Raw genomic sequence first — 26,032 nt, forward strand, 5'->3', positions numbered from 1 at the left:
CGGCGACTGCCGCAGCCGATGCAGACGACAGCGCCGGGGTAGCCTGGGCCGCGGATGCCGGGCCGGCTACGGCTGCCGCGCCGCTGGCAGCCTTTTTCTCAGGTCGGAGTTGTCGGCTGGTATCGGCCGGTGGGCGCTTGCCCGATGGCAGCGCGCTCACAGTCCCGGGCCGGCGCGGCACCTTCTCGGCTGCGGCTAGCTTCTTTTTCTGTTCTTCCGGAAGCTGCTGGTACCGATCCCATGCCTCTGCCTTCTTCTCGGGCGGCAGCGTGCGCGTGATCTGGTAATTCTCGCGCGCCAGACGGCGTTGCTGCGGGGTCAGCTTGACCCATTCGGCCATCCGCTCCTGCAGGCGTTTCTGTTCCTCGGGCTTGAGCTTCGGATAGCGCTCGGCGATGCGTTCCCACTTGTGCCGATTCAGTTCCGGCAGTGTTTCCCAGATCGGCTGGAGTGGGGCGAGCGCCTGCTGGTGTGCGGGCGGCAGCTCGAGCCAGGTCGGATGCGCATTGGTGATCGGACGCGGCGCGGCCGGCTGGCTGGCGGCAGGGTTCTGCGCTTGAACCGCCGATGTGGCAAAGCCGCCGCAAAGCGCGGCGACAAGTGCAGCGACGGCGGGGCCGGCAGCCCATAGTCTGGCAACCCGGCGGTGGAAGGCGTCGGCGAGGTGTCTTGCGCGGGCCATGTCTTATTGCCCGCGCTTCAGGTACACGTGGAAGCCCTGGTCCGCGTATGCCGTCGGAGGCAGGTCGTCGAGCAGCATCGCGGTATCCACGTCGGCGAGTTCCTCGACGCGCTTCTGCTGCTGCCAGTGGTAGATGCCGATGAGTCCGGCGCCGAGCGCCACCAGCGTCCAGACGAGCGCGAGCTTGCGCAGCCATGCACCGGCACGGTGCAGTGGCGTGTCGTCTTCTTCCTCGAAGGCGTAGCCGTGGTGGCCGCCTGGCAGGGCAAGTTGCGGCACATGCGCCCGCACTTCGGCTTTCTTCGCGGCAAGCGCCATGCGCCGCGCGGCGGCGAGCCGTTCGGCAACGTCCGGCGGCAGTGCATCCGCCGAGGCATCAAGTGCCAGGCGAATCTCGTGGGCGAAGCGCCGCTCCTGGATATCTCGTTCGTTTCTGCTCATAGTCGGACCCCCCGCGCGCGCAAGGCTTGCGCCAGAGTATGCGTTGCACGGGAACAGTGCGTCTTGACGCTGCCCTCGGAGCAGCCCATCACGGCTGCTGTTTCGGCTACATCCATATCCTCCCAGTAACGCATCAGGAAAGCCTCGCGTTGACGCGTGGGCAGACGCTGGATTTCCTGCTCGATGATATGCATGACCTGCGCGCGTTCGACCTTGTCGGCGCTGCTTTCTGCCATCTCGGTGCCGGCTTGGGCCTCCAATGTGTCGAGCAGGTCGCTATCGTCGCCATCGCGCTCGTCGCGCAGGTTCGAAAAAAGCGTCACCCAGGTGTTGCGCACCTTCTGGCGACGGAACCAGTCGTGGATTGTGTTCTGGAGGATGCGCTGGAACAGCGGCGGGAGTTCTGCGGCAGATTTGTCGCCGTATTTCTCCGCCAGCTTGATCATGGCGTCCTGCACGATGTCCAGCGCGGCTTCGTCGTCCCGCACGGCGAACACGGCCTGCTTGAAGGCGCGTCGTTCCACGCTGGCGAGAAAGTCGGAGAGTTCCTGATCGGTGGCCATGCAGGCAAATACAGCAGTTGGGCGCGGGGGCCGGGCCGAATGTGCCGCCTAAGTCCTGCGGCACCTCTGAAATGTCTGCGATGCTAGCAAAAAACACATGGACTCTGCCACTGCTGTATGCAAGTGCAGACATCATCGCAATCAACCAGTCACCGGCCGTTGTGCCGCCGCTGCATGATTCCAGTGATTTGATGTGAATTGCCCATAGACCGCAGTGGTGCATTGCAGTATCATCGAAGGTTCACGACATCAGTGGTTGTCTCATCGGACCGCTTATGAGGCGGTCTTCTCATGCAGACGCGCACCGCTTGAACCCGAGCCAAAAGCCCGGCAGAGAGCATCCAAACAATTTTTTGCCGAAAATTGCAAAGGACTGAAATGAACATGCCCAGCGCGGAATTTTCCCACGCCGATAGCAATTCATCCTCCGCTCGCGAAATGATCGGAGCGGAAATCCTCGTCAACGCACTTGCCGAAGAAGGCGTCGAATACGTCTGGGGTTATCCCGGCGGCGCAGTGCTCTATATCTACGACGAGCTCCACAAGCAAACCAAATTCGAACATATCCTGGTGCGCCACGAGCAGGCCGCCGTCCATGCCGCTGACGGGTACGCCCGTGCGACCGGCAAGGTGGGCGTTGCGCTGGTGACCTCGGGTCCGGGCGTGACCAATGCCGTGACCGGCATCGCCACCGCCTATCTGGATTCGATTCCGATGGTGGTGATCACCGGCAACGTGCCGACTCACGCGATCGGTCAGGATGCGTTCCAGGAATGCGACACCGTTGGCATCACGCGCCCGATCGTCAAGCACAACTTCCTCGTGAAGGACGTGCGTGACCTGGCCGCCACGATCAAGAAGGCGTTCTTCATTGCCGCCACCGGCCGTCCCGGCCCCGTGGTGGTCGATATCCCGAAGGACGTGTCGCGCAACAGCTGCAAGTACGAGTATCCGAAGTCGATCGACATGCGCTCGTACAGCCCGGTGAACAAGGGCCATTCGGGTCAGATTCGCAAGGCCGTGGCGTTGCTGCAATCGGCCGAGCGCCCGTACATCTATTCGGGCGGTGGCGTGGTGCTGGCCAACGCAAGCGAAGAGCTGCGCGAGCTGGCCGCGCTCACCGGTCATCCGGTCACCAATACGCTGATGGGCCTGGGCGCGTTCCCCGGCACGAGCAAGCAGTTCGTTGGCATGCTCGGCATGCACGGCACGTATGAGGCCAACATGGCCATGCAGAACTGCGACGTGCTGATTGCCATCGGCGCCCGATTCGATGACCGCGTGATCGGCAACCCGTCCCATTTCACCGCGCAGGCCCGCAAGATCATCCACATCGACATCGACCCGTCGTCGATCTCGAAGCGCGTCAAGGTGGACATTCCCATCGTTGGCAACGTCAAGGACGTGCTGCAGGAACTGATCTCCCAGATCAAGACGAGCGATATCAAGCCCAAGCGCGAGGCCCTGGCCAAGTGGTGGGAACAGATCGAGAAGTGGCGCTCGGTGGACTGCCTCAAGTACGACCGCAGTTCCGAGATCATCAAGCCGCAGTACGTGGTGGAAAAGATCTGGGAACTGACGCACGGCGACGCATTCATCTGCTCCGACGTGGGCCAGCACCAGATGTGGGCCGCGCAGTTCTACAAGTTCAACGAGCCGCGTCGCTGGATCAATTCCGGTGGCCTCGGCACGATGGGCGTGGGCCTGCCGTACGCAATGGGCATCAAGAAGGCATTCCCGGACAAGGAAGTCGTCACCATCACCGGTGAAGGCTCGATCCAGATGTGTATCCAGGAACTGTCGACCTGCCTGCAGTACGACACCCCGGTCAAGATCTGCTCGCTGAACAACGGATATCTGGGCATGGTGCGCCAGTGGCAGGAAATCGAGTACGACAATCGTTACTCGCATTCCTACATGCAGGCATTGCCCGACTTCGTCAAACTCGCCGAAGCCTATGGCCACGTGGGGATGCGCATCGAGAAGAGCTCCGATGTGGAACCCGCATTGCGCGAGGCTTTCCGACTCAAGGACCGTACCGTGTTCCTGGACTTCCAGACCGACCCCACTGAAAACGTGTGGCCGATGGTTCAGGCTGGCAAGGGTATCTCCGAAATGCTGCTTGGCGCGGAGGACCTGTAATGCGACACATCATCTCGGTCCTGCTGGAGAATGAACCCGGCGCGCTGTCGCGCGTGGTGGGCCTGTTTTCGGCACGTGGATACAACATCGAGACGCTGACGGTGGCACCCACCGAAGACGCGTCGCTGTCGCGGATGACCATCGTCACCACCGGTTCGGACGACGTGATCGAGCAGATCACCAAGCACCTGAACCGTCTGGTGGAAGTGGTCAAAGTGGTGGACCTGACCGAAGGCGCGCACATCGAGCGCGAGCTGATGCTCGTGAAGGTGCGTGCCGTAGGCAAGGAGCGCGAGGAAATGAAGCGCACCGCCGACATTTTCCGTGGCCGCATCATCGACGTGACCGAAAAGACGTACACCATCGAGCTGACCGGCAACGGCGGCAAGCTGGATGCGTTCCTCGATGCCATCGACCGCACCGCGATCCTGGAAACCGTCCGTACCGGCGGTTCGGGAATCGGCCGCGGCGAGCGCATCCTGAAGGTCTGACCGGCGCCCCCGGCAGCTACCGGCCCAAAGCCGACACGCAGTATCCCGAAGCAGCGCAGCGCGCTCAGTCCAGAATTGGCAAACGCGCGCTTCGCCGCCACCCAATAAGCAGATTTTGAGAAATTGAAGGAACCATCATGAAAGTGTTTTACGACAAGGACGCCGACCTCTCCCTCATCAAGGGCAAGAACGTCACCATCATCGGCTACGGCTCGCAAGGCCACGCCCACGCGCTGAACCTGAAGGATTCGGGCGTGAACGTGACCGTTGGTCTGCGCAAGAGCGGCGCGTCGTGGAACAAGGCCGTGAACGCCGGCCTGCAGGTCAAGGAAGTGGCCGAGGCAGTGAAGGGCGCCGACGTGGTCATGATCCTGCTGCCGGACGAGCAGATCGCCGACGTGTACAAGAACGAAGTGCATGCCAACATCAAGGATGGCGCCGCGCTGGCCTTCGCCCACGGCTTCAACGTGCACTACGGCGCCGTGATCCCGCGTGCCGACCTGGACGTGATCATGATCGCCCCGAAGGCCCCGGGCCACACCGTGCGTTCGACGTACGCGCAAGGTGGCGGCGTGCCGCACCTGATCGCCGTGCATCAGAACAAGTCCGGCGCTGCACGTGACATCGCTCTGTCGTACGCTACCGCCAACGGCGGCGGCCGCGCCGGCATCATCGAGACCAACTTCCGCGAAGAAACCGAAACCGACCTGTTCGGCGAGCAAGCCGTGCTGTGCGGCGGTACCGTCGAGCTGATCAAGGCTGGCTTCGAAACGCTGGTGGAAGCTGGCTACGCTCCGGAAATGGCCTACTTCGAGTGCCTGCACGAGCTGAAGCTGATCGTCGACCTGATCTACGAAGGCGGCATCGCCAACATGAACTACTCGATCTCGAACAACGCCGAGTATGGTGAGTACGTCACCGGCCCGCGCGTGGTGACCGAAGAGACCAAGAAGGCCATGAAGCAGTGCCTGAAGGACATCCAGACCGGCGAATACGCCAAGAGCTTCCTGCTCGAGAACAAGGCTGGCGCCCCGACGCTGATCTCGCGCCGTCGCCTGACCGCCGAGCACCAGATCGAGGAAGTGGGCGGCAAGCTGCGCGCGATGATGCCGTGGATCGCCAAGAACAAGCTGGTTGACCAGTCGAAGAACTAAGCAGTACCGGGCGAAGCAGGGCGCCGTGGCGCCCTGCGCACCCTGGAAGCCGCCGGGCTTTCCGCCAGATCCTGTGTTGCAGGAGACATTTTGGCGGGGGCCGGGCGGCTTTTTGCTATCCTTGTCGGGCTTTTCAGGCCCAGGCCTGATCTTTATCCCTATCTTTCAGTCGCGGCGCCTCCTGCCCGCGCAAACCACCGAACATCTTCTGCATGAATTATCCTCATCCGCTGATCGCCCGTGAAGGCTGGCCATTCCTGGCCGGCGCATTCATTGTCTCGCTGCTGGTGCATATCAGCGCGGGCTTCTGGGGCGCGCTGCCGCTGTGGATCGTCACGCTGTTCGTGCTTCAGTTCTTTCGCGATCCGCCTCGGCCGATTCCATCGGCGCCAAACGCAATCCTGGCGCCTGCCGATGGCCGCATTGTCGTGGTCGAGAAAACGCAGGACCCGTACGCGGGCCGCGAGGCACTGAAGATCAGCGTGTTCATGAATGTGTTCAACGTGCACTCGAACCGCTCGTCGCTCGATGGCAAGGTGGAGAAGCTCGAGTACTTTCCCGGCAAGTTCGTCAATGCCGATCTCGACAAGGCATCGGTGGAGAACGAGCGCAATGCCGTCGTGATCCGCCGTGCGTCGGATGGCCAGGTGGTGACGCTGGTGCAGGTGGCTGGCCTGGTAGCGCGCCGTATCCTGTGCTACATCAACGTGGGCGACATGCTATCGCGTGGTCAGCGCTACGGCTTTATCCGTTTCGGTTCGCGGGTGGATGTGTACCTGCCCGTGGATGCCCGTCCGCGCGTGACGATTGGCGAGAAAGTCTCGGCGTCGGCGACCGTGCTGGCTGATCTGGATGTGCGGGCGTAAGCGCGCCTGCTACAGGGGACACTGAATGGGTGCCTTCAATCGACGCAACAAGCGCGTCAACAACGGTAACGTGACGCACCTGCGTCCGTTTCGCCGCAACCAGTTGCGCAACGACAATGCGTATGACCCGGACGAGCACGATCTGGAGTACGTGCGTCCGCGCCGTCGTGGCATTTATCTGCTGCCCAACGCCTTTACCACCGCTGCCTTGTTCGCGGGCTTCTTCGCGATCGTGCAGGCGATGAACATGCGCTTCGACGTGGCAGCCATCGCAATCTTCGCGGCGATGGTGCTCGATGGCATGGATGGCCGCGTGGCCCGCATCACGAACACACAGAGCGCGTTTGGCGAGCAGTACGATTCGCTGTCGGACATGACGTCGTTCGGCGTGGCGCCGGCTCTGGTCATGTATGAGTGGATCCTGCATGACCTGGGCAAGTGGGGCTGGATTGCCGCGTTTGTCTACTGCACCTGCGCGGCGCTACGACTGGCGCGCTTCAATGCCAATATTGGGGTGGTCGACAAGCGCTTCTTCCAGGGGCTGCCAAGCCCGGCTGCTGCGGCGTTGGTGGCGGGCTTTGTCTGGCTGGCGATCGACAACAAGCTGCCGGTCAAGGAACTCTGGATGCCGTGGGTCGCATTCGGCATCACGCTCTATGCCGGCTTGTCGATGGTCTCCAACGCGCCGTTCTACAGTGGTAAGGCGCTGGATGTGCGCTATCGCGTGCCGTTCGGCATGATGGTGCTGGTACTCGTGCTGTTCGTGGTCGTTTCTTCCGATCCACCCGTGGCACTGTTTGGCCTGTTCGTCGCCTATGCGATTTCAGGTTACCTGCTGTGGGCATGGCGAACGCTGCACGGTCAGCGTGGCGGCGTCGACAAGTCGCGTGCGCCGGGCAACGGCTCAGGCGGCAACTGATCCAACATAGGAACAAAGGCGCTTTCGGGCGCCTTTGCTTTTCTGTAGTCTGTGCGTTGTACGTTTCACCCACCCTCAGGAGGACATCATGGGCATGTTTGACTTCATCAAGGAAGCGGGAGAGAAGCTGTTCGGCAAGGGAGAGGCCAAGGCGGCCCAGGATGCGGCTGTGGCCGATCCGTCGACGGACAAGGTCGATGCGGCCAACCGCGCGGCTGGCGATGCCATCGAGGCTTATATCGCGCAGATGGGACTGACCGCGACGGGGCTGACAGTCACGGTTGACGGCTCGCAGGGCAAGGTCACCGTCTTTGGCGTGGCGGCTGACCAGGCAACGCGCGAGAAGATCATTCTGTGCTGCGGCAACGTGGAAGGCGTGGATTCGGTCGAGGACAAGATGTCTGTCAACGTCGAATCGGACGAGTCACAATGGCACACCGTCGTGAAGGGCGACACGCTCTGGGCGATCTCCCAGGCTGCCTACGGCAATGGCGCCGAATACAACAAGATCTTCGAGGCCAACAAGCCGATGTTGTCGAATCCGGACAAGATCTACCCTGGCCAGAAACTGCGGATTCCGCCGAAGTGAGTCGCTGGCAGGTATCGGGAATGATGCGGTTGCACACACGCGCCAAACCGGATATAGTCGCCGACATGATTTCGCGCCAGACCCTAATTGCCCGCACCATTCTAGGTGGCCTACTAGGCCGTCAGGTCGGGTTGCGCGCGCGCTAAGGGTCACCAATCGCCTTAACGCGGAATCACCAGGATTCTTTCGAACGCCCCGGCCTGCATCGTTGCACGCCGGGGCGTTTTGCATTCTGACGCGATTGTCCGGCAGCAAGATTGAGATCGGGACAGCACGGCACAACAGGGTACAGCCCAGGAGCTCCACAAAATGTCTGACAAACTCATCATTTTCGACACCACCTTGCGTGACGGCGAACAGTCGCCCGGCGCGTCCATGACCCGCGAAGAGAAGATTCGCATTGCGCGCCAGCTTGAACGCCTGAAGGTCGACGTGATCGAGGCAGGTTTTGCGGCAAGCTCCAATGGTGACTTCGAGGCCATCCGCTCGATCGCCCAAGTGGTCAAGGATTCGACGATCTGCTCGCTGGCCCGTGCCAACGACAAGGACATCGCTCGTGCCGCCGAGGCGCTCAAGCCGGCAAACTCGTTCCGTATCCACACGTTCATCGCCACCTCGGCGCTGCACATGGAAAAGAAGCTGCGCATGACACCGGACCAGGTTTATGAGCAGGCACGTCTGGCCGTGCGCTTCGCGCGCCAGTTCACGGACGACATCGAGTTCTCGCCGGAAGATGGCAGCCGCTCGGACATGGACTTCCTGTGCCGTGTGCTCGAAGGCGTGATCGCCGAAGGCGCCACCACGATCAACCTGCCCGACACCGTGGGTTATGCCGTGCCGGAAGGCTATGCCGAGCTGATCCGCTCGGTGCGCGAGCGCATTCCGAACTCGGACAAGGCCGTCTGGTCAGTGCATTGCCACAATGACCTCGGCATGGCCGTGGCGAACTCCCTGGCTGCCGTGAAGCTCGGCGGCGCTCGCCAGATCGAGTGCACGATCAACGGCCTTGGCGAACGCGCGGGTAACACCAGCCTGGAAGAAGTGGTGATGGCCGTGAAGACGCGCCGTGACTACTTCAACATGGATGTGGGCATCGACACGACCCAGATCGTGCCGGCCTCGAAGCTTGTGTCGCAGATTACCGGCTTCGTCGTGCAGCCGAACAAGGCCGTGGTGGGCGCCAACGCGTTTGCCCATGCGTCCGGCATTCACCAGGACGGCGTGCTCAAGGCGCGCGATACCTACGAGATCATGCGCGCCGAGGACGTGGGCTGGACGGCCAACAAGATCGTGCTTGGCAAGCTTTCGGGCCGCAATGCGTTCAAGCAGCGTCTGCAGGAGCTTGGCGTCCAACTCGAAAGCGAAGCGGAGATCAATGCGGCATTTGCTCGTTTCAAGGAGCTCGCCGACCAGAAGGCCGAGATCTTCGATGAAGACATCATGGCGATCGTCTCCGATGAAGAGCAGGAGCACGCCAATGAGCACTATCGCTTCATCTCGCTGTCGCAGCGTTCGGAAACGGGTGAGCGTCCCCATGCCCGCGTGGTGTTCAACATCGATGGCAGCGAGCAGACCGGCGAAGCCGAAGGCAATGGTCCGGTGGACGCCACGCTGCACGCGATCGAAGGCAAGGTCAACAGCGGTGCCGAACTGGTGCTGTACTCGGTGAATGCGATCACCGCCGGCACGCAGGCCCAGGGTGAAGTCACGGTACGTCTGTCGAAGGCGGGTCGTATCGTCAATGGCGTGGGTACCGACCCGGATATCGTCGCCGCATCGGCCAAGGCCTACCTGGCCGCGCTGAACAAGCTGCACGACAAGGCTGTGCAGAAGATCAACCCGCAGATCTGATCCCGAATCCTGCGATGCCGCTGGTGGGGCTCACAAGGCCCCGCCATCATGAAACGCCCGCCAGTCGCGTATCCCGCGATGGCGGGCGTTTTGTCGTCAGCGCTCAGGGCGGTCGCGCAAGGGGTCGGGTGTCACCAGTGTCTGGCGCAGCACACCCGTATCGTCGAACATGAAGTTGAACATCGAGTACCACTGGTCCTCGTGGAGGAAGCGGTAGCTCCAGGCCTCTTGCTTCAGGCGCGGGTAGTATTCGATCGGCTCGCGCGGCGCGCCGAAGTGTTCGAGCACGTCCTTCTTGGTCCAGACATTGACCTTTGCCTTGTACAGCTCGGTCGTCGTCAGCATCTGGCGGAAATTCGTCAGCTTGCCATCCCGATCGAAATCGGCCGCGTAGGAATACTCGCCGAGCGGCTGCTTCGAATAGAACCAGCGGGTTGTCCCGTCATCGAGCTTGTAGACGTCGGTGGGCTTGCCGAATGCGGCCTGCACGGCGCTCTGCGGCTGGCCGACGAGCTTGAGTCCGGAGTCGACCGGGGCAAGGACGGTGCAGGCGCCCAGCGCGAGGGTGGCCAGGACGGCCCACAGAATTGAAAGCAGATGGCGACTGCCACGCTGATAACGGGAGGGCATGACTTCAGGCTTGGCACATGGTGGATGCGAGTGGCGGCAGTTTAGCCGCACCAGTCGCGTCGTGTGAATGCCGCATTGCTTCTTTCAGATTCGTCTGCTTAGTCGCAATAAACTTCGCGGATCTAATGGCATCTGGCGATGATCGATGAAGATTGCCGGTCCGGGCGCATCTGCCTTAACATCGCTCGCTTTGCTGGGTAACTGGGGAGGGCGATGGCCTGGATTCGAGGGAACAGATTGCGCGTCTGGGTGGCTGCTGCGCTGTTTTGCGCGGCGGCAGCCGCGCAGGCGCAGGCTGGCGCGCCAATTCGCCTGGGCATGATCGACGGCCTGTCCGGCCCCTTTGCCAACGCAGGCGAGGCTGTGGTGCGCAACCTGCGTATCGCCATCGAGCGCGTCAACGCGAGCGGCGGTGTCAAGTTGCCCGATGGGTCGCATCCGTTCGAACTGGTGACATTCGATAGCAAGGGCAATGTCGATGAAAGCCTGATCCAGTTCCGCAGTCTGGTCGACAAGCGCATTCCGTTTGTGCTGCAAGGGAACAGTTCGGCCGTGGCCAGCGCGCTCGTGGGGGCAATCAACCGTCAGAACGCGCGCCAGCCCGATGCTCGCGTGCTGTTCCTGAACTATTCGGCCGTTGATCCTTCGCTGACCAACGAGAACTGCAGCTTCTGGCATTTTCGTTTCGACGCCAGCGCGGATATGCGAATGCAGGCGTTGACCGAGGCCATCCGAAGCGAGCGTTCGGTGCGCAAGGTCTACCTGATCGACCAGGACTACAGCTTCGGCCATCAGGTGGCGCGTTCGGCGCGTGAAATGCTGGCGACAAAGCGTCCGGATATCCAGATTGTCGGCGACGAGTTCCACCCGATCGGCAAGATCAAGGATTTCGCGCCGTACATCGCCAAGATCAAGGCGAGCGGCGCCGACGCGGTCATCACTGGCAACTGGGGCAACGATCTGACGCTGATGGTGAAGGCCGCGCGCGAGGGTGGCCTCAATGCGCGCTTCTACACGTTCTATGGCAATGGGCTCGGTGCGCCGGCAGCGATGGGTGACGCGGGTGTGGGCCGGGTGCTGGCCGTGGCCGAATGGCACCCGAACGTAGGCGGGGCGGCATCCGATGCGTTCTACCAGTCGTTCCGGGCACGCTATCCGGACCCCAAGGATGACTATGTGCATCTACGCATGCAGATGATGGTGGAGATGCTGGCGCGGGCGATCGAGCGCGCTGGTTCTACCGACGCCGTGGCCGTGGGCTATGCGCTTGAGGACATGCGTTTTACCAACGCGTTCCACGAGGCTACCGTGCGGGCGGACGACCACCAGGTCCTCCAGCCGCTTTATGTCTCGGTCATGGCGAAGCAGGGCGGCGATGTCCGTTTCGACAATGAAGGCTCCGGCTACGGATTCCGCACGATAAAGAAGCTTAAGACCGCCCAGACCACGCTGCCGACCACGTGCCGTATGGAGCGCCCGCCGCGCAATTGAGGCGGGCGCCGCCGTAGACTTCGCCGCGGGCGGGAATTCGGCTATAATGCGCGGCTGTCGTCCTCAAGCCACCCAGCTGGATGGCGACAGATGCCTCAAGTCATTCAGGCACGACGCAGGTGGCGCATCCCGCGCTGCAGCGTTCGCAAGTGAAAGGAAATCATCATGGCAACTGCCAATATCAACAAGTCCGAGATCATCGCGAAGTTCGCTCGCGGCACCAACGACACGGGTAGCCCCGAAGTTCAGGTCGCTCTGTTGACAACCCGTATCAACGAACTGACCCCGCACTTCAAGGCCAACATGAAGGATCACCACAGCCGCCGCGGTCTGCTGCGCATGGTGAGCCGTCGCCGTCGCCTGCTGGACTACCTCAAGGCCAGCGATGCCGATCGTTACCGCGCCCTGATCGAAGCCCTGGGCCTGCGTAAGTAAGGTCTGCGGATGGCAGCACGAATCCTGCGGAAGTTGCACGCGCACGATTTCACGTGAGGCCGCAATGCCTGCGTCAGCACTGCTGAGGCAGGCATTTTGCTTTTCTGGTCCAGCGATTGATATGCTGGGCCAGGGTTGGTAGTGATGTTCGCTTCACTCGAAAGTCGGGCGTTGATGCCCGGCGCCGTTGCGCCAAGTCGTGCGACGGAGTAAGTTACCTCGCTCTTTATCGCGCATTTTTGCGCATTGACACTGGAGTCGGCACCAAGGAAACGGGGTTTTGTGTCATTCCATCGCGGGTTGCATCGTCCACGTGCCTTCACGGACGGTGGCGCGATGGAATGGCATAGCACTTCCCTGGGACTGCGGACCGGATTACCTCCGGCAGTTCGCCTGCCGCTGCGAGCGCAGGCGTCGCCGATCGTGCATGTGTGCGGCCGGCAAGCATGAAATCAAGGAACGCTCATGACCATGTTCAACAAGATCGTCAAGGAATTCCAGTGGGGCCAGCACACGGTCCGCATGGAAACCGGCGAAATCGCACGCCAGGCATCTGGCGCCGTGATCGTCGACGTGGAAGACACCGTGGTGCTGGCCACCGTGGTGGCAGCCAAGAGCCCGAAGGCGGGCCAGGACTTCTTCCCGCTGACCGTCGACTACATCGAGAAGACCTACGCTGCTGGCAAGATCCCCGGTGGCTTCTTCAAGCGTGAAGGCCGTCCGTCGGAAAACGAGACGCTGACCTCGCGCCTGATCGACCGTCCGCTGCGTCCGCTGTTCCCGGAAGGTTTCTACAACGACGTGCAGGTGGTGATCCACGTGCTGTCGATCAACCCGGAAATCCCGGCTGACATCCCCGCGCTGATCGCTTCGTCGGCTGCACTGGCCGTTTCGGGCATCCCGTTCAACGGTCCGGTTGGCGCCGCTCGCGTCGGCTACAAGGACGGCCAGTACCTGCTGAACCCGACCCGCGCGCAAATCGCGACGTCGGATCTGGACCTGGTGGTTGCCGGTACCGAACGTGCCGTGCTGATGGTGGAATCGGAAGCCCACCAACTGTCGGAAGACGTCATGCTCGGCGCCGTGGTGTACGGTCACGAGCAAATGCAGATCGCGATCAACGCGATCCACGACCTGGTGCGCGAAGGCGGCAAGCCCGAGTGGGACTGGGCTCCGGCTCCGAAGAATGAAGCGCTGATCGCCAAGGTCAGCGAGATCGGCCTGCCGCTGTTGCAGCAAGCCTACCAACTGCGTCAGAAGTCGGCACGCAGCACCAAGCTCAAGGAAATCTACGCAACCGTGCAGGCCCAACTGGCCGAGGCCGGCGTGGAAGCCGACAAGGTGGAAGTGGGCAACGTCCTGTTCGACCTCGAGGCGAAGATCGTGCGTGGCCAGATCCTGGCTGGCGAGCCGCGTATCGACGGCCGCGACACGCGCACCGTGCGCCCGATCGAGATCCGTTCGTCGGTGCTGCCGCGCGCGCACGGCTCGGCGCTGTTCACCCGTGGTGAAACGCAGGCACTTGTGGTGGCCACGCTCGGCACCAAGAGCGATGAGCAGATCATCGACGCGCTGGCCGGCGAATACCGCGACCGCTTCATGCTCCACTACAACATGCCTCCGTTCGCCACCGGCGAAACAGGTCGCGTTGGTAGCCCGAAGCGCCGTGAAATCGGTCACGGCCGTCTGGCCAAGCGCGCGCTGATCCCGGTGCTGCCGAAGGACGACGAGTTCGCGTACACGATCCGTCTGGTGTCGGAAATCACCGAATCGAACGGTTCGTCGTCGATGGCTTCGGTCTGCGGCGGCTGCCTGGCGCTGATGGATGCTGGCGTTCCGGTGAAGGCGCACGTGGCCGGCGTGGCCATGGGCCTGATCCTGGAGGGCAACAAGTTTGCCGTGCTGACCGACATCCTCGGTGACGAGGATCACCTCGGCGACATGGACTTCAAGGTGGCCGGTACCGACGCGGGCATCACCGCGCTGCAGATGGACATCAAGGTCCAGGGCATCACCAAGGAAATCATGCAGGTGGCGCTGGCTCAGGCCCGCGAAGGCCGCATGCACATCCTCGGCGCGATGCAAGGCGCGATGGGTCACGCTCGCACCGAGCTGTCGGCGCACGCTCCGCGCATGATCACGATGAAGATCCATCCGGATAAGATCCGCGAAGTGATCGGCAAGGGCGGCTCGACGATCCAGGCACTGACCAAGGAAACCGGCACGACCATCGACATCCAGGAAGACGGCACGATCACGATCGCGTCGACGTCGACCGACGGCATGGCCGAAGCCAAGCGCCGCATCGAAGGCATCACCGCGGAAGCCGAAGTTGGCAAGATCTACGCCGGTACCGTGCTGAAGCTGCTGGACTTTGGCGCCATCGTCAACATCCTGCCGGGCAAGGACGGTCTGCTGCATATCTCCGAGATCGTCAACGAGCGCGTCAAGGACATCAAGGACTGGCTCAAGGAAGGCCAACAGGTTCGCGTCAAGCTGATCCAGGCCGATGAAAAGGGTCGTCTGCGTCTGTCCCTGAAGGCTGCGCTGGCCGAAGAGGGCGGCAGCATCAGCCCGATCGCGCAAGGCGATGCACCGACCGCGGCACCTGCCGCCCCGGCATCGCCCGATCAGCAGCAGTAAGCTGACGGCGAACGCGGTCACCGCGTAGCACCCATGAAAGCGGCTGGCGATGTCCAGCCGCTTTTTTGTTTACACTGCCGGTCAGTTCGCCATCCGGTTCGCCTGCGACACGTGCGTCAGCAACGCCATCGCGCGCGATGCAATCCAAGACATTAATGAGGAGTCATCATGAAAGCCATCGAGATCCGTGAATACGGCGCCCCCGAAGTTCTGCAGGAAACGCAGCGTCCCGATCCGGAGCCGAAGGCCGGTGAAATCCTGATTCGTGTGGCGGCTGCTGGCATCAACCGTCCCGATGTGTTCCAGCGCACCGGCAACTATCCGGTGCCGCCCGGTGCGTCGGATCTCCCGGGGCTCGAGGTCGCGGGTGTGGTCGTTGGTGGAGACCTTTCGCATCCCGCCAATCGCTTCGGCCTGAAGGCTGGCGACCGCGTCTGTGCGCTGGTGCAGGGCGGTGGTTACGCCGAACTGTGCACGGCGCCGATCGAGCAATGCCTGCCCGTACCCGAGGGCCTCACCGATATCGAAGCGGCTGCGCTACCCGAGACATTCTTCACGGTGTGGAGCAACGTGTTCGATCGTGGGCAGCTTGGCAAGGGTCCGCGTGGTGCGGCTGAAACGCTGCTGATCCAGGGGGGATCGAGCGGCATCGGTACCACGGCAATCCAGATTGCCAAGGCACTTGGCTTCAAGGTCTTCGTGACGGCCGGCAGCGATGACAAGTGCAAGGCGTGTGAGGCGCTCGGCGCCGATCGCGCGATCAACTACAAGACCGAGGACTTCGTGGCCGAAGTGAAGGCGCTGACCGAAGGGAAGGGCGTCGACGTGATCCTCGACATGGTGGCGGGGTCGTATCTCGCGCGTGAACTGTCGTGCATCGCCGATGACGGCCGCATCGTGATCATCGCGCTGCTTGGTGGCGGCAAGGCGGAAATCCCCCTTGGCGATATCCTGCGTCGACGCATTACCGTCACCGGTTCCACGCTGCGCCCGCGTCCGGCTTCGTTCAAGGGCGCCATCGCGCAGGCGCTGCATCAGAACGTCTGGCCGTTGCTGGCATCGGGCAAGATCAAGCCGGTGATTCACAAGGTGTTTCCCGCAGCACAGGCCGCCGATGCGCATCGCCTCATGGAGTCGAGCGAGCATATCGGCAAGATCGTACTGACCTGGTAAGCCATGCTTCTTGCTGTGGTCCCGTGATCGCTTGCGGTCCGGGATTGCCTGCGATTGCCCGCGCACGCTGGCGGCCCCCTTCTGACCACGCTACAATAGCCGGTTTGATTTAAAGAGGGGGCCCTTGTGAGACAAAAGCTGGTCATCGGCAATTGGAAGATGCATGGCAGCCTGGCCGCCAACGCGGCGCTGCTTGAGGGTATCAAGGCTGCACCTGCGCGTGCGAAGCTGGCGGTCTGCGCGCCGTTCCCCTATCTTGCCCAGTGCCAGACGCTGTTGTCCGGTTCCCAGGTTGCCTGGGGTGCCCAGGATGTGTCGGCCGAGGCCCGTGGTGCCTTCACCGGCGAAGTGGCTGCCTCGATGCTGGGTGAGTTTGGTTGCGGCTATGCGCTCGTCGGCCATTCCGAGCGCCGTACCTACCATGGTGAAACTGACGCGGTAGTGGCTGCCAAGGCACTGCGCGCGTTGGAATTCGACATTGTTCCAGTGGTCTGTGTTGGCGAGACGCTGGCTGAGCGCGAAGCCGCTCAGACCGAAGCCGTGGTTGGCCGTCAGTTGCAGGCTGTACTCGATGCGTTGTCTATCGAACAGCTGGGTCGCATTGTTCTGGCCTATGAACCTGTCTGGGCGATCGGCACGGGCAAGACGGCCACGAGCGCGCAGGCCCAGGAAGTTCACGCAGCGCTGCGTGCACGGGTCGCGGCGAAGGATGTCGGTGTCGCGGCACGCATGGCCATTCTGTATGGTGGCAGCGTCAAGCCCGACAATGCGGTTGAATTGTTTTCCATGTCCGATATTGACGGGGGGCTTATCGGTGGCGCCTCCCTGAAAGCGGATGATTTCCTCGCGATCGGCAACGCCTGAATGCCGGACGCGACTGTCTGATCAGGCAAGTTCGAAACGACTTTAACCAAATGGCAATCTTCAAGACTTTGTTGGTAATCGTGCAGGTCCTGTCCGCGCTCGGCGTGATCGGTCTTGTTCTGCTGCAGCACGGCAAGGGTGCCGATGTCGGTGCGGCGTTCGGATCGGGTGCCTCTGGCAGTCTGTTCGGCGCTACCGGATCGGCGAACTTCCTGTCACGTACCACGGCCGTTCTGGCGGCACTGTTCTTCTGCTGCACCCTGGGTCTGACGCTGCTGGGCAACTACAAGCCCTCGGCATCCCTGGGCGTGATGGGCGCGGCGCAGCAGTCGGCGCCGGCCGCTGCGGCACCTGCTTCCGCACCTGCCGCAGCTGCAGCATCGGCCTCCGCCCCGGCGGGTCCGGCTGTGCCGAAGTAATTGCAATAATTGAACAGTGTGTCCACGGATTCCTGATTTTATTTGCAGTTGTGCATTGAACAAATCGGGAATCCTAGTTAGAATGCAGGGCTTGAAACGATTCCCCAGCGACGGGGCGAAAGCCGAAGGACAGACTCCTCGGCAGACGTTCCAGAGGGTATAAAAACCCAGCGCAAGGCAATATTGTTTCTCCCCCAGCCGACGTGGTGAAATTGGTAGACACGCTATCTTGAGGGGGTAGTGGCGAAAGCTGTGCGAGTTCGAGTCTCGCCGTCGGCACCAAACAACTTGATCGGAGTTCGTGTTACGCATCTCAAGATGCGTCGGCATGTCCTCCGGCAGTCCGCAAGGCGGCGCCGTAGCTATGACGGGATGGCGCTTGGGGTGGGCAACAGGACGCCGCTATAGCTGGTGCTGTTGACAACATTCCAGATAAGGCTGGCCGCATCTTGACTCTCGAAGCCTACTTCCCCGTCCTCATCTTCATCGTCTTTGGCGTCGTGCTCGGTGTGGCACTGATGGCCATCGGTCGAATTCTCGGTCCCTACAAGCCTGACGCAGCGAAGCTGTCGCCGTACGAGTGCGGCTTCGAAGCGTTCGAGGATGCGCGCATGAAGTTCGACGTGCGCTACTACCTCATCGCCATCCTGTTTATCCTGTTCGATCTCGAAACTGCCTTCCTGTTTCCGTGGGGCGTCGCCCTCAAGGACATCGGTTGGCCGGGATTCATCGCCATGGGCGTGTTTCTGCTGGAATTCATCGTGGGCTTCGTCTACATCTGGAAAAAGGGCGCGCTCGATTGGGAGTGATGTGAAATGGCAATCGAAGGCGTTCTCAACGAAGGCTTTGTCACGACGACCGCTGACAAGCTGATCAACTGGACCCGTACGGGTTCCCTGTGGCCCATGACGTTCGGTCTGGCCTGCTGTGCAGTGGAAATGATGCACGCCGGCGCCGCGCGTTACGATATGGACCGTTTCGGTGTGATTTTCCGCCCGTCGCCGCGTCAGTCCGACGTGATGATCGTGGCAGGCACGCTGTGCAACAAGATGGCCCCCGCGCTGCGCAAGGTGTACGACCAGATGGCCGAACCGCGCTGGGTGATCTCGATGGGATCGTGCGCCAACGGCGGCGGCTACTATCACTACTCGTATTCGGTGGTGCGTGGCTGCGACCGCATCGTGCCGGTCGACATCTATGTTCCGGGCTGCCCGCCGACGGCGGAAGCGCTGATCTACGGCGTGATCCAGCTCCAGAACAAGATCAAGCGTACCAACACCATCGCGCGCAAGGGCTGATATGGCGAACCTGGATACCCTCAAGGCTGCGCTCGAAAAGGTCCTCGGCAAGCGCGTGCAGAACCTGATCGAGGCCACCGGCGAACTGACGCTGATCGTCAAGGCCGCCGACTATCTCGAAGTCGCGCGTCTGCTGCGTGACGATCCCTCGTTGCGTTTTGAACAGCTACTCGACCTGTGCGGCGTGGACTATTCCGACTACGCCGAAGGCGCCTGGGATGGCTTGCGTTTTGCCGCTGTCTCCCAACTGCTGTCGGTAACGCACAACTGGCGTCTGCGTCTGCGCGTATTCGCGCCGGACGATGATTTCCCGGTGCTGCCGTCGGTCATCAACGTCTGGAACTCGGTGAACTGGTTCGAGCGCGAAGCGTTCGATTTCTACGGCATCGTGTTCGAAGGCCATCCGGATCTGCGCCGTATCCTGACCGACTACGGTTTCGTCGGCCACCCGTTCCGCAAGGATTTCCCAGTCTCGGGCTACGTCGAAATGCGCTACGACCCGGAACAGAAGCGGGTCATCTACCAGCCGGTGACGATCGAGCCGCGCGAAGTCACGCCGCGCGTGATTCGCGAGGAAAACTACGGCGGCACGCAGCACTGAGATCGCGTCATGGCAGATATCAAGAACTACACCCTCAACTTCGGCCCCCAACACCCTGCAGCGCACGGCGTGCTGCGTCTGGTGCTTGAACTGGACGGCGAAGTCATCCAGCGCGCCGACCCCCATATCGGCCTGCTGCACCGTGCCACCGAAAAGCTGGCCGAGCAGAAGACCTGGATTCAAAACGTCCCCTACATGGATCGTCTCGACTACGTGTCGATGATGGTCAACGAACACGCGTACGTGATGGCGATCGAGCGCCTGCTGGGCCTCGAGGTACCGATTCGCGCCCAGTACATCCGCGTAATGTTCGACGAAATCACCCGTCTGCTGAACCACCTGATGTGGATCGGCTCGCACGCGCTGGACGTGGGTGCGATGGCGGTGTTCCTCTACGCGTTCCGTGAGCGTGAGGACATGTTCGACATGTACGAGGCGGTGTCGGGCGCGCGTATGCACGCGGCCTACTACCGTCCGGGCGGCGTCTACCGCGATCTGCCTGACACGATGCCGCAATATCGCGCGTCGAAAGTCCACAACGAGAAGGCCATCAAGGTCATGAACGAAGCCCGTTCGGGCTCGCTGCTGGACTTTATCGAGGACTTCACGAACCGTTTCCCGACCTATGTCGATGAGTACGAGACGCTGCTGACCGATAACCGTATCTGGAAGCAACGTCTGGTCGATATTGGTGTGGTCACACCGGAGCGTGCGCTGCAGATGGGTTTCACCGGTCCGATGCTGCGTGGCTCGGGCATCGAGTGGGATCTGCGCAAGAAGCAGCCGTACGAGGTCTACGACAAGATGGACTTCGACATCCCCGTGGGTACGGCGGGCGACTGCTATTCGCGTTACCTGGTGCGTGTGGAAGAAATGCGCCAGTCGAACCGCATTATCAAGCAGTGCATTGACTGGCTGCGTCGCAACCCGGGTCCGGTGATCACCGAGAATCACAAGGTGGCGCCGCCGTCGCGTGTGGACATGAAGTCGAACATGGAAGAGCTGATTCACCACTTCAAGCTCTTCACCGAAGGTATCCACGTGCCGGCAGGCGAAGCCTACGCCGCGGTGGAGCACCCGAAGGGCGAGTTCGGCATCTATGCGATTTCGGATGGCGCGAACAAGCCGTACCGTCTGAAGATCCGTGCCCCGGGCTTTGCCCACCTGGCCGCGCTCGACGAAATGGCCAAGGGACACATGATTGCGGATGCGGTCACGATCATCGGTACACAGGACATCGTGTTCGGCGAGATCGACCGCTAAGGGATACCGGAAGACGAGTATCCCGTCACAGGCCGTTGCCCGGACGACGTTCCGGGTGTGTTCGGCCGGCCCCGGCTGTAACGGTGGCGGCAGGCAATGCCTGCAACGGATCGGCAAGGACGCGAAGGGGCGTCCGGGCCGGCAGAACATGGCAGCGACGGCTGCAAACTAGCGGAGCCCCGCGCGGCTTCGCCGTATTACTGCAATGACCATGCTATCAGCAGAAGCTCTCAAGGAAATCGATCGCGCGATCGCGAAGTATCCGGCCGACCAGAAGCAGTCGGCCGTGATGGCGGCACTCGCCGTGGCACAGGGCGAGGTGGGCTGGGTTTCCCCCGAAGTCATGCAGTTCGTCGCCAGCTACCTCGAAATGCCGCCCGTGTGGGTGGAAGAGGTGGCCACGTTCTACAACATGTATGACACCAAGCCGGTGGGCAAGCACAAGCTCGCCGTCTGTACCAACCTGCCGTGCGCGCTGTCGGGCGGCGAGCGGGCTGGCGAATACCTGAAGCGCAAGCTCGGGATCGACTATAACGAGACCACCGCCGACGGCTGTTTCACCCTGAAAGAGGGCGAGTGCATGGGCGCGTGCGGCGACGCACCGGTGATGATCGTCAACAACACCCGCATGTGCAGCTTCATGAGCGAGCAGAAGATCGACGCACTGGTCGAAGAGCTCAAGTCCGAAGCCGCCGCCAAGGGGGACAAGTAACATGACCTCTCTGCATGACCGTCATATCAAGCCGCTGATCCTGGCTGGCCTGGACGGCAAGAACTGGCACCTCGAAGACTACGTGAAGCGTGGTGGCTACAAGCAGCTCCGACGCATTCTCGAGGAAAAGGTAACGCCCGAGCAGGTGATCGCCGACGTCAAGGCCTCGGGTCTGCGCGGCCGTGGCGGTGCGGGCTTCCCCACGGGCCTGAAGTGGAGCTTCATGCCGCGTGCGTTCCCGGGTCAGAAGTACCTCGTCTGCAATACCGATGAAGGCGAGCCGGGCACGTTCAAGGATCGCGACATCATTCGCTACAACCCGCACGCGCTGATCGAAGGCATGGCCATCGGCGCGTACGCGATGGGCATCACCGTGGGTTACAACTACATCCACGGCGAAATCTGGAATGAATACAAGATCTTCGAGGAAGCCCTCGAAGAAGCGCGCCGCGCCGGCTTCCTCGGCGACAACATCCTGGGTTCGGGCTTCAACTTCCAGTTGCACGCCCACCATGGTTACGGCGCATACATCTGCGGCGAGGAAACCGCGCTGCTGGAGTCGCTGGAAGGCAAGAAAGGCCAACCGCGCTTCAAGCCGCCTTTCCCGGCCAGCTTCGGTCTGTACGGCAAGCCGACCACCATCAACAATACGGAAACGTTCGCCGCGGTGCCGTTCCTGCTGGAAGTCGGCCCCGAGAACTACCTGAAGATGGGCAAGCCGAACAACGGCGGCAGCAAGATCTTCTCGGTGTCGGGCGATGTCGAGCGTCCGGGCAACTACGAGATCCCGCTGGGTACGCCGTTCGCAACGCTGCTGGAACTCGCAGGCGGCATGCGCGGTGGCAAGAAGATCAAGGCGGTCATTCCGGGCGGTTCCTCCGCCCCGGTGGTGCCGGGCGACCTGATGATGGCATCGGACATGGATTACGACTCGATCGCCAAGGCCGGCTCGATGCTGGGCTCGGGCGCCGTGATCGTGATGGACGAAACACGCTGCATGGTGCGTTCGCTCCTGCGCCTGTCGTATTTCTACTTTGAAGAATCGTGCGGCCAGTGCACGCCGTGCCGTGAAGGCACAGGCTGGCTCTATCGCATGGTGAATCGCATTGAACACGGAGAAGGCCGCCAGGAAGATCTGGACCTGCTCAACAACGTCGCGGAAAACATCATGGGTCGCACTATCTGCGCACTCGGCGATGCAGCGGCGATGCCGGTACGCGGCATGCTCAAGCACTACTGGAAGGAGTTCGAGTATCACGTCGAACACAAGCAGTGCATGGTCCCGGCCTATTCCTGAAGCGTGGCAGAACATGGTTGAACTCGAGATCGACGGCAAGAAGGTAGAGGTTGCGGAAGGCAGCCTCGTGATGGAAGCGGCCCAGAAGCTGGGCACGTACATCCCGCACTTCTGCTACCACCGCAAACTGTCCATCGCGGCGAATTGCCGCATGTGCCTGGTTGAAGTGGAAAAAGCGCCCAAGGCGCTGCCCGCCTGCGCCACCCCGGTGACGCCAGGCATGAAGGTTTTCACCAATTCTGAGAAGGCTGTGAAGGCTCAGAAATCGGTGATGGAATTCCTGCTGATCAACCACCCGCTCGACTGCCCGATCTGCGATCAGGGCGGCGAATGCCAGCTCCAGGATCTGGCGGTGGGCTACGGTGGTTCGGAGTCGCGCTACAAGGAAGAGAAGCGTGTGGTGTTCCACAAGAATGTGGGCCCGCTGATCTCCATGGAAGAGATGACCCGCTGCATCCACTGCACTCGCTGCGTGCGCTTCGGCCAGGAAGTGGCCGGCGTGATGGAGCTGGGCATGCTGAACCGCGGCGAGCACTCGGAAATCACGACGTTCGTCGGCCAGACCGTGGATTCGGAACTGTCCGGCAACATGATCGACCTGTGCCCGGTCGGCGCGCTGACCAGCAAGCCGTTCCGCTACTCGGCCCGTACGTGGGAACTGGCACGCCGCAAGTCGGTGTCGCCGCACGACGGCCTGGGCGCCAACCTCGTGGTCCAGACCAAGAACCAGCGCGTGATGCGCGTGGTGCCGCTGGAGAACGAGGACATCAACGAATGCTGGATCTCCGATAAGGACCGCTTCGCCTACGAAGGCCTGAACAGCGCCGACCGTCTGACCCGCCCGATGCTCAAGCAGGGTGGCGAATGGATGGAAACGGACTGGCAGACCGCGCTCGAATACGTAGCCAATGGTCTGGCAAGCATCAAGCGCGATCACGGCGTCGACCAGATTGCTGCGCTGGCCAGCCCGCACAGCACGCTGGAGGAGCTGTTCCTGCTGGGCAAGCTCGTCCGTGGCCTGGGCAGCGACAATGTCGACTTCCGCCTGCGTCAATCCGATTTCTCGGCCGCACTAAAGGGCGCGCCGTGGCTCGGCATGCCGGTGGCCGACGTCAGCACGCTGCAACGCGCGCTGGTGATCGGTTCGTCGCTGCGCAAGGATCATCCGCTGCTGGCGTCGCGTCTGCGTCAAGCCGTGAAAAAGGGTACACGTGTGGCCGTGATTGGCGCGGGCGGTGAAGACCTGCTGATGCCGATCGCCGCGCGTATCAATGCTGCCCCGTCGGGCTGGACCGCCGCACTGGCCGGCGTGGCCCGTGCCGTGGCCGCCGCCAAGGGCGTGACCGCTCCGGCCGGTACCGAAGGATTCGACGGTGGCGATGCCGCGAAGGCCGTGGCCGATATGCTGCTGTCGGGCGAGCGCCGTGCGGTGTTCCTCGGCAACGAAGCCGTCCGTCACCCGCAGTTCTCGTCGCTGCACGCTCTGGCGCAGTGGATCGCCTCGGAAACGGGCGCGACGCTGGGCTTCCTGACCGAGGCCGCCAACACGGTCGGTGGTTATGTTGCTGGCGCCCTGCCGCAGCAAGGCGGTGCCAACGCACAGGCCATGCTCGATGCGCCGCGCCGCGCGTACATCGTGTTGAACGCCGAGCCCGAGTTCGACGCCGCCGATGGCCGCAAGGCACTGGCCGCGCTGAACCAGGCCGGCACGGTTGTGGTGCTGTCGCCGTTCCGTTCGGAAGCCGCGCTGCAATACGCAGACGTGATCCTGCCGGTCGCGCCGTTCACCGAAACCGCAGGTACGTTCGTCAATGCCGAAGGCAAGGCGCAGAGCTTCAACGGCGTGGTACGCGCGCTGGGTGAGTCGCGTCCGGGCTGGAAGGTGCTGCGCGTGCTGGGCAACCTGCTGGAAGTGCCGGGCTTCGACTTCGACACGGCTGAAGCCGTGCGCGATGCCGCGCTGGCTCGCCCGGTCGCCGAGCAACTGAACAACTCGACCGATGCTCCGATCCGCGTGACGGCTGCTGCCGCCAACGGTGTCGAGCGTATCGCCGATGTGCCGATTTACCACGCCGACCCGATCGTGCGCCGTGCCGACTCGCTGCAGCTTACCGCCGCCGCGCGCCGTGCGATGCAGGTGTCGCTGTCGTCGGATCTGTTCGCCAAGCTGGGCGTGCAGGCTGGCGATCCGGTGCGTGTGATGCAGGATGGTGCCAGCGTGGTGCTGCCGGCCGCTCTCGAAGCGACGCTGCCGGCAAACACCGTGCGCGTGCCGGCCGCCACAGAGGCTGCCGTGACGCTGGGTGCGCTGTTCGGCAATGTCACCGTTGAGAAAGCCATCGACCTGCCGGCCGGCAACAACGCGGCCGCGACGGCCACCGCATAAGAAGAGCGAGAAAGCAACATGATCGACTGGATTACCTCGCAAGGTCACGACATCTTCGGCATGTACTGGACGCCGCTGTGGATCCTCATCCGCGCGGTGCTCATCGTGGTGCCGGTGCTGCTGTGCGTGGCCTACCTGATTCTGTGGGAGCGCAAGCTGATCGGCTGGATGCACGTGCGTATCGGCCCGAACCGCGTGGGTCCGCTGGGCCTGCTGCAGCCGATCGCCGACGTGCTGAAGCTGCTGCTCAAGGAAGTCATGTTCCCATCGCAGATCAACCGGGGCATGTACCTGGTGGCTCCGCTGATGGTGCTGATGCCCGCGGTGGCTGTCTGGGCGGTGATTCCGTTCCAGGCCGAAGTGGTGATGGCCGATATCAACGCCGGTCTGCTGTATGTGATGGCCATCAGCTCGGTGGGCGTCTATGGCGTGATTCTGGCTGGCTGGGCCTCGAACTCGAAGTATGCGTTCATCGGTGCGATGCGTGCCGCGGCGCAGATGGTGTCGTACGAAATCGCCATGGGCTTCGCCCTGGTGACCGTGCTGATGGTGTCGGGCAGCCTGAACCTGTCGCACATCGTGAACGCCCAGAACACCGGCTACTTCGCCAACATGGGCCTGAACCTGCTGTCGTGGAACTGGCTGCCGCTGCTGCCGATGTTCGGCGTGTACTTCATCTCGGGCGTGGCTGAAACCAACCGCCACCCGTTCGACGTGGTGGAAGGCGAATCGGAAATCGTGGCCGGCCACATGATCGAATATTCGGGCATGACGTTCGCGCTGTTCTTCCTGGCCGAGTACATCAACATGATCATCATCTCGACGATGACCTCGCTGATGTTCCTCGGTGGCTGGGCACCGCCGTTCTCGAGCGCGCTGACCAATGCGATCCCGGGCTTCTTCTGGCTGGTGATCAAGGTATTCCTGCTGCTGTCGGTTTTCATCTGGATTCGCGCTTCGTTCCCGCGTTACCGCTATGACCAGATCATGCGTCTGGGCTGGAAGATCTTCATTCCGCTGACCGTGGCTTGGCTGATCATTGTGGCGATCTGGATCAAGTCGCCGTGGAACATCTGGCACTAAGAGGCCAGGCGATGGTGCGTCACTGCCAGGGGCAGGGCG

The 26,032-nt window shown here is 62.1% G+C and carries 25 protein-coding genes and 1 tRNA gene; 22 read left to right on the forward strand and 4 right to left on the reverse strand.

Annotated elements, in window-relative coordinates:
• The 3 genes from D769_RS06540 to D769_RS06550 form a co-directional block, all read right to left on the reverse strand.
• The coding region (locus D769_RS06540; RefSeq protein WP_008643324.1) for a DUF3106 domain-containing protein at positions 1 to 682 on the reverse strand (682 nt) is incomplete at its 3' end.
• 3 nt (positions 683 to 685) lie between these two features.
• On the reverse strand, positions 686 to 1,123 hold the full coding sequence (locus D769_RS06545) for a DUF3619 family protein (protein WP_008643325.1): 438 nt from the start codon (positions 1,121 to 1,123) through the stop codon (positions 686 to 688).
• Positions 1,120 to 1,686: an RNA polymerase sigma factor gene (locus tag D769_RS06550; protein ID WP_008643326.1), complete on the reverse strand. Its 567-nt coding sequence runs from the start codon at positions 1,684 to 1,686 to the stop codon at positions 1,120 to 1,122. Before D769_RS06550 ends, D769_RS06545 begins: the two co-directional genes overlap by 4 nt.
• A 378-nt stretch (positions 1,687 to 2,064) precedes the next feature.
• On the opposite strand from D769_RS06550, the gene D769_RS06555 reads away from it, so the two are divergent.
• From D769_RS06555 to D769_RS06585, 7 genes are all read left to right on the forward strand, one after another.
• On the forward strand, positions 2,065 to 3,828 hold the full coding sequence (locus tag D769_RS06555) for an acetolactate synthase 3 catalytic subunit (RefSeq protein WP_008643327.1): 1,764 nt from the start codon (positions 2,065 to 2,067) through the stop codon (positions 3,826 to 3,828).
• Positions 3,828 to 4,319, forward strand: a complete 492-nt coding sequence (gene ilvN / locus D769_RS06560; RefSeq protein WP_008643328.1) for an acetolactate synthase small subunit — start codon at positions 3,828 to 3,830, stop codon at positions 4,317 to 4,319. The genes D769_RS06555 and ilvN overlap by 1 nt, the downstream gene beginning before the upstream one ends.
• Before the next feature lie 137 nt (positions 4,320 to 4,456).
• A complete protein-coding gene (ilvC, locus tag D769_RS06565) occupies positions 4,457 to 5,473 on the forward strand; it encodes a ketol-acid reductoisomerase (protein ID WP_008643329.1) in 1,017 nt (338 codons plus the stop codon).
• A 212-nt stretch (positions 5,474 to 5,685) separates the two neighbouring features.
• Positions 5,686 to 6,339 carry a phosphatidylserine decarboxylase gene (locus D769_RS06570; protein WP_008643330.1) on the forward strand — a complete coding sequence of 218 codons (654 nt, stop codon included), beginning with the start codon at positions 5,686 to 5,688 and terminating at the stop codon, positions 6,337 to 6,339.
• A 25-nt stretch (positions 6,340 to 6,364) separates the two neighbouring features.
• Entirely contained in the window at positions 6,365 to 7,258 is an 894-nt protein-coding gene (gene pssA, locus D769_RS06575) for a CDP-diacylglycerol--serine O-phosphatidyltransferase (RefSeq protein ID WP_008643331.1), read from the forward strand.
• 88 nt (positions 7,259 to 7,346) lie between these two features.
• Positions 7,347 to 7,847, forward strand: coding sequence for a peptidoglycan-binding protein LysM (lysM, locus tag D769_RS06580; protein ID WP_008643332.1), 501 nt, complete (start codon positions 7,347 to 7,349; stop codon positions 7,845 to 7,847).
• 309 nt (positions 7,848 to 8,156) lie between these two features.
• Positions 8,157 to 9,698 carry a 2-isopropylmalate synthase gene (locus D769_RS06585; protein ID WP_008643333.1) on the forward strand — a complete coding sequence of 514 codons (1,542 nt, stop codon included), beginning with the start codon at positions 8,157 to 8,159 and terminating at the stop codon, positions 9,696 to 9,698.
• Positions 9,699 to 9,794: 96 nt separating this feature from the next.
• On the opposite strand, the gene D769_RS06590 is transcribed toward D769_RS06585, so the two are convergent.
• Complete coding sequence (locus D769_RS06590; RefSeq protein ID WP_008643334.1) at positions 9,795 to 10,328, reverse strand: hypothetical protein; 534 nt, start codon at positions 10,326 to 10,328, stop codon at positions 9,795 to 9,797.
• A 213-nt stretch (positions 10,329 to 10,541) separates the two neighbouring features.
• Here D769_RS06590 and D769_RS06595 point away from each other — a divergent pair, with 213 nt between their 5' ends.
• The 15 genes from D769_RS06595 to nuoH all read left to right on the forward strand — a co-directional run bounded on the left by D769_RS06595 (position 10,542) and on the right by nuoH (position 25,993).
• Entirely contained in the window at positions 10,542 to 11,819 is a 1,278-nt protein-coding gene (locus tag D769_RS06595) for a branched-chain amino acid ABC transporter substrate-binding protein (RefSeq protein ID WP_040010914.1), read from the forward strand.
• Positions 11,820 to 11,984: 165 nt separating this feature from the next.
• Positions 11,985 to 12,254, forward strand: a complete 270-nt coding sequence (rpsO, locus tag D769_RS06600) for a 30S ribosomal protein S15 (protein WP_008643336.1) — start codon at positions 11,985 to 11,987, stop codon at positions 12,252 to 12,254.
• A 465-nt stretch (positions 12,255 to 12,719) separates the two neighbouring features.
• The gene (pnp, locus tag D769_RS06605) at positions 12,720 to 14,897 is read left to right on the forward strand and encodes a polyribonucleotide nucleotidyltransferase (RefSeq protein WP_040010915.1); all 2,178 of its coding nucleotides are present in this window, start codon (positions 12,720 to 12,722) and stop codon (positions 14,895 to 14,897) included.
• Positions 14,898 to 15,065: 168 nt separating this feature from the next.
• Positions 15,066 to 16,070, forward strand: coding sequence for an NAD(P)H-quinone oxidoreductase (locus D769_RS06610; RefSeq protein WP_008643338.1), 1,005 nt, complete (start codon positions 15,066 to 15,068; stop codon positions 16,068 to 16,070).
• 126 nt (positions 16,071 to 16,196) lie between these two features.
• Positions 16,197 to 16,934, forward strand: a complete 738-nt coding sequence (tpiA, locus tag D769_RS06615) for a triose-phosphate isomerase (protein ID WP_008643339.1) — start codon at positions 16,197 to 16,199, stop codon at positions 16,932 to 16,934.
• 50 nt (positions 16,935 to 16,984) lie between these two features.
• Positions 16,985 to 17,353, forward strand: a complete 369-nt coding sequence (gene secG / locus D769_RS06620) for a preprotein translocase subunit SecG (protein WP_008643340.1) — start codon at positions 16,985 to 16,987, stop codon at positions 17,351 to 17,353.
• A 197-nt stretch (positions 17,354 to 17,550) separates the two neighbouring features.
• Positions 17,551 to 17,635, forward strand: a tRNA-Leu gene (locus D769_RS06625).
• 167 nt (positions 17,636 to 17,802) lie between these two features.
• Complete coding sequence (locus D769_RS06630; protein WP_008643341.1) at positions 17,803 to 18,162, forward strand: NADH-quinone oxidoreductase subunit A; 360 nt, start codon at positions 17,803 to 17,805, stop codon at positions 18,160 to 18,162.
• Between the two features lie 6 nt (positions 18,163 to 18,168).
• Complete coding sequence (locus D769_RS06635; protein WP_008643342.1) at positions 18,169 to 18,651, forward strand: NADH-quinone oxidoreductase subunit B; 483 nt, start codon at positions 18,169 to 18,171, stop codon at positions 18,649 to 18,651.
• A gap of 1 nt (position 18,652) precedes the next feature.
• Positions 18,653 to 19,252, forward strand: a complete 600-nt coding sequence (locus D769_RS06640) for an NADH-quinone oxidoreductase subunit C (protein ID WP_008643343.1) — start codon at positions 18,653 to 18,655, stop codon at positions 19,250 to 19,252.
• A gap of 9 nt (positions 19,253 to 19,261) precedes the next feature.
• Complete coding sequence (locus D769_RS06645; protein ID WP_008643344.1) at positions 19,262 to 20,515, forward strand: NADH-quinone oxidoreductase subunit D; 1,254 nt, start codon at positions 19,262 to 19,264, stop codon at positions 20,513 to 20,515.
• 211 nt (positions 20,516 to 20,726) lie between these two features.
• Entirely contained in the window at positions 20,727 to 21,227 is a 501-nt protein-coding gene (gene nuoE, locus D769_RS06650; protein WP_008643345.1) for an NADH-quinone oxidoreductase subunit NuoE, read from the forward strand.
• Between the two features lies 1 nt (position 21,228).
• Positions 21,229 to 22,524 (forward strand): NADH-quinone oxidoreductase subunit NuoF, encoded by a 1,296-nt coding sequence (gene nuoF / locus D769_RS06655; protein ID WP_008643347.1) that lies wholly within the window; start codon positions 21,229 to 21,231, stop codon positions 22,522 to 22,524.
• Positions 22,525 to 22,537: 13 nt separating this feature from the next.
• The gene (nuoG, locus tag D769_RS06660; protein WP_008643349.1) at positions 22,538 to 24,910 is read left to right on the forward strand and encodes an NADH-quinone oxidoreductase subunit NuoG; all 2,373 of its coding nucleotides are present in this window, start codon (positions 22,538 to 22,540) and stop codon (positions 24,908 to 24,910) included.
• Positions 24,911 to 24,928: 18 nt separating this feature from the next.
• A complete protein-coding gene (gene nuoH / locus D769_RS06665; protein WP_008643351.1) occupies positions 24,929 to 25,993 on the forward strand; it encodes an NADH-quinone oxidoreductase subunit NuoH in 1,065 nt (354 codons plus the stop codon).
• Positions 25,994 to 26,032: the final 39 nt, after the last annotated feature.

This window comes from Cupriavidus sp. HMR-1 (genome assembly GCF_000319775.1).
GTDB lineage: Bacteria > Pseudomonadota > Gammaproteobacteria > Burkholderiales > Burkholderiaceae > Cupriavidus > Cupriavidus metallidurans.

Excerpts from the sequence above, each read along its gene's own strand:
- D769_RS06545 (WP_008643325.1), bottom strand. The coding sequence starts at position 1,123 with ATGAGCAGAAACGAACGAGATATCCAGGAGCGGCGCTTCGCCCACGAG.
- D769_RS06550 (WP_008643326.1), bottom strand. The coding sequence starts at position 1,686 with ATGGCCACCGATCAGGAACTCTCCGACTTTCTCGCCAGCGTGGAACGA.
- D769_RS06555 (WP_008643327.1), top strand. The coding sequence starts at position 2,065 with ATGAACATGCCCAGCGCGGAATTTTCCCACGCCGATAGCAATTCATCC.
- ilvN (WP_008643328.1), top strand. The coding sequence starts at position 3,828 with ATGCGACACATCATCTCGGTCCTGCTGGAGAATGAACCCGGCGCGCTG.
- ilvC (WP_008643329.1), top strand. The coding sequence starts at position 4,457 with ATGAAAGTGTTTTACGACAAGGACGCCGACCTCTCCCTCATCAAGGGC.
- D769_RS06570 (WP_008643330.1), top strand. The coding sequence starts at position 5,686 with ATGAATTATCCTCATCCGCTGATCGCCCGTGAAGGCTGGCCATTCCTG.
- pssA (WP_008643331.1), top strand. The coding sequence starts at position 6,365 with ATGGGTGCCTTCAATCGACGCAACAAGCGCGTCAACAACGGTAACGTG.
- lysM (WP_008643332.1), top strand. The coding sequence starts at position 7,347 with ATGGGCATGTTTGACTTCATCAAGGAAGCGGGAGAGAAGCTGTTCGGC.
- D769_RS06585 (WP_008643333.1), top strand. The coding sequence starts at position 8,157 with ATGTCTGACAAACTCATCATTTTCGACACCACCTTGCGTGACGGCGAA.
- D769_RS06590 (WP_008643334.1), bottom strand. The coding sequence starts at position 10,328 with ATGCCCTCCCGTTATCAGCGTGGCAGTCGCCATCTGCTTTCAATTCTG.
- D769_RS06595 (WP_040010914.1), top strand. The coding sequence starts at position 10,542 with ATGGCCTGGATTCGAGGGAACAGATTGCGCGTCTGGGTGGCTGCTGCG.
- rpsO (WP_008643336.1), top strand. The coding sequence starts at position 11,985 with ATGGCAACTGCCAATATCAACAAGTCCGAGATCATCGCGAAGTTCGCT.
- pnp (WP_040010915.1), top strand. The coding sequence starts at position 12,720 with ATGACCATGTTCAACAAGATCGTCAAGGAATTCCAGTGGGGCCAGCAC.
- D769_RS06610 (WP_008643338.1), top strand. The coding sequence starts at position 15,066 with ATGAAAGCCATCGAGATCCGTGAATACGGCGCCCCCGAAGTTCTGCAG.
- secG (WP_008643340.1), top strand. The coding sequence starts at position 16,985 with ATGGCAATCTTCAAGACTTTGTTGGTAATCGTGCAGGTCCTGTCCGCG.
- D769_RS06635 (WP_008643342.1), top strand. The coding sequence starts at position 18,169 with ATGGCAATCGAAGGCGTTCTCAACGAAGGCTTTGTCACGACGACCGCT.
- D769_RS06640 (WP_008643343.1), top strand. The coding sequence starts at position 18,653 with ATGGCGAACCTGGATACCCTCAAGGCTGCGCTCGAAAAGGTCCTCGGC.
- D769_RS06645 (WP_008643344.1), top strand. The coding sequence starts at position 19,262 with ATGGCAGATATCAAGAACTACACCCTCAACTTCGGCCCCCAACACCCT.
- nuoE (WP_008643345.1), top strand. The coding sequence starts at position 20,727 with ATGCTATCAGCAGAAGCTCTCAAGGAAATCGATCGCGCGATCGCGAAG.
- nuoF (WP_008643347.1), top strand. The coding sequence starts at position 21,229 with ATGACCTCTCTGCATGACCGTCATATCAAGCCGCTGATCCTGGCTGGC.
- nuoG (WP_008643349.1), top strand. The coding sequence starts at position 22,538 with ATGGTTGAACTCGAGATCGACGGCAAGAAGGTAGAGGTTGCGGAAGGC.
- nuoH (WP_008643351.1), top strand. The coding sequence starts at position 24,929 with ATGATCGACTGGATTACCTCGCAAGGTCACGACATCTTCGGCATGTAC.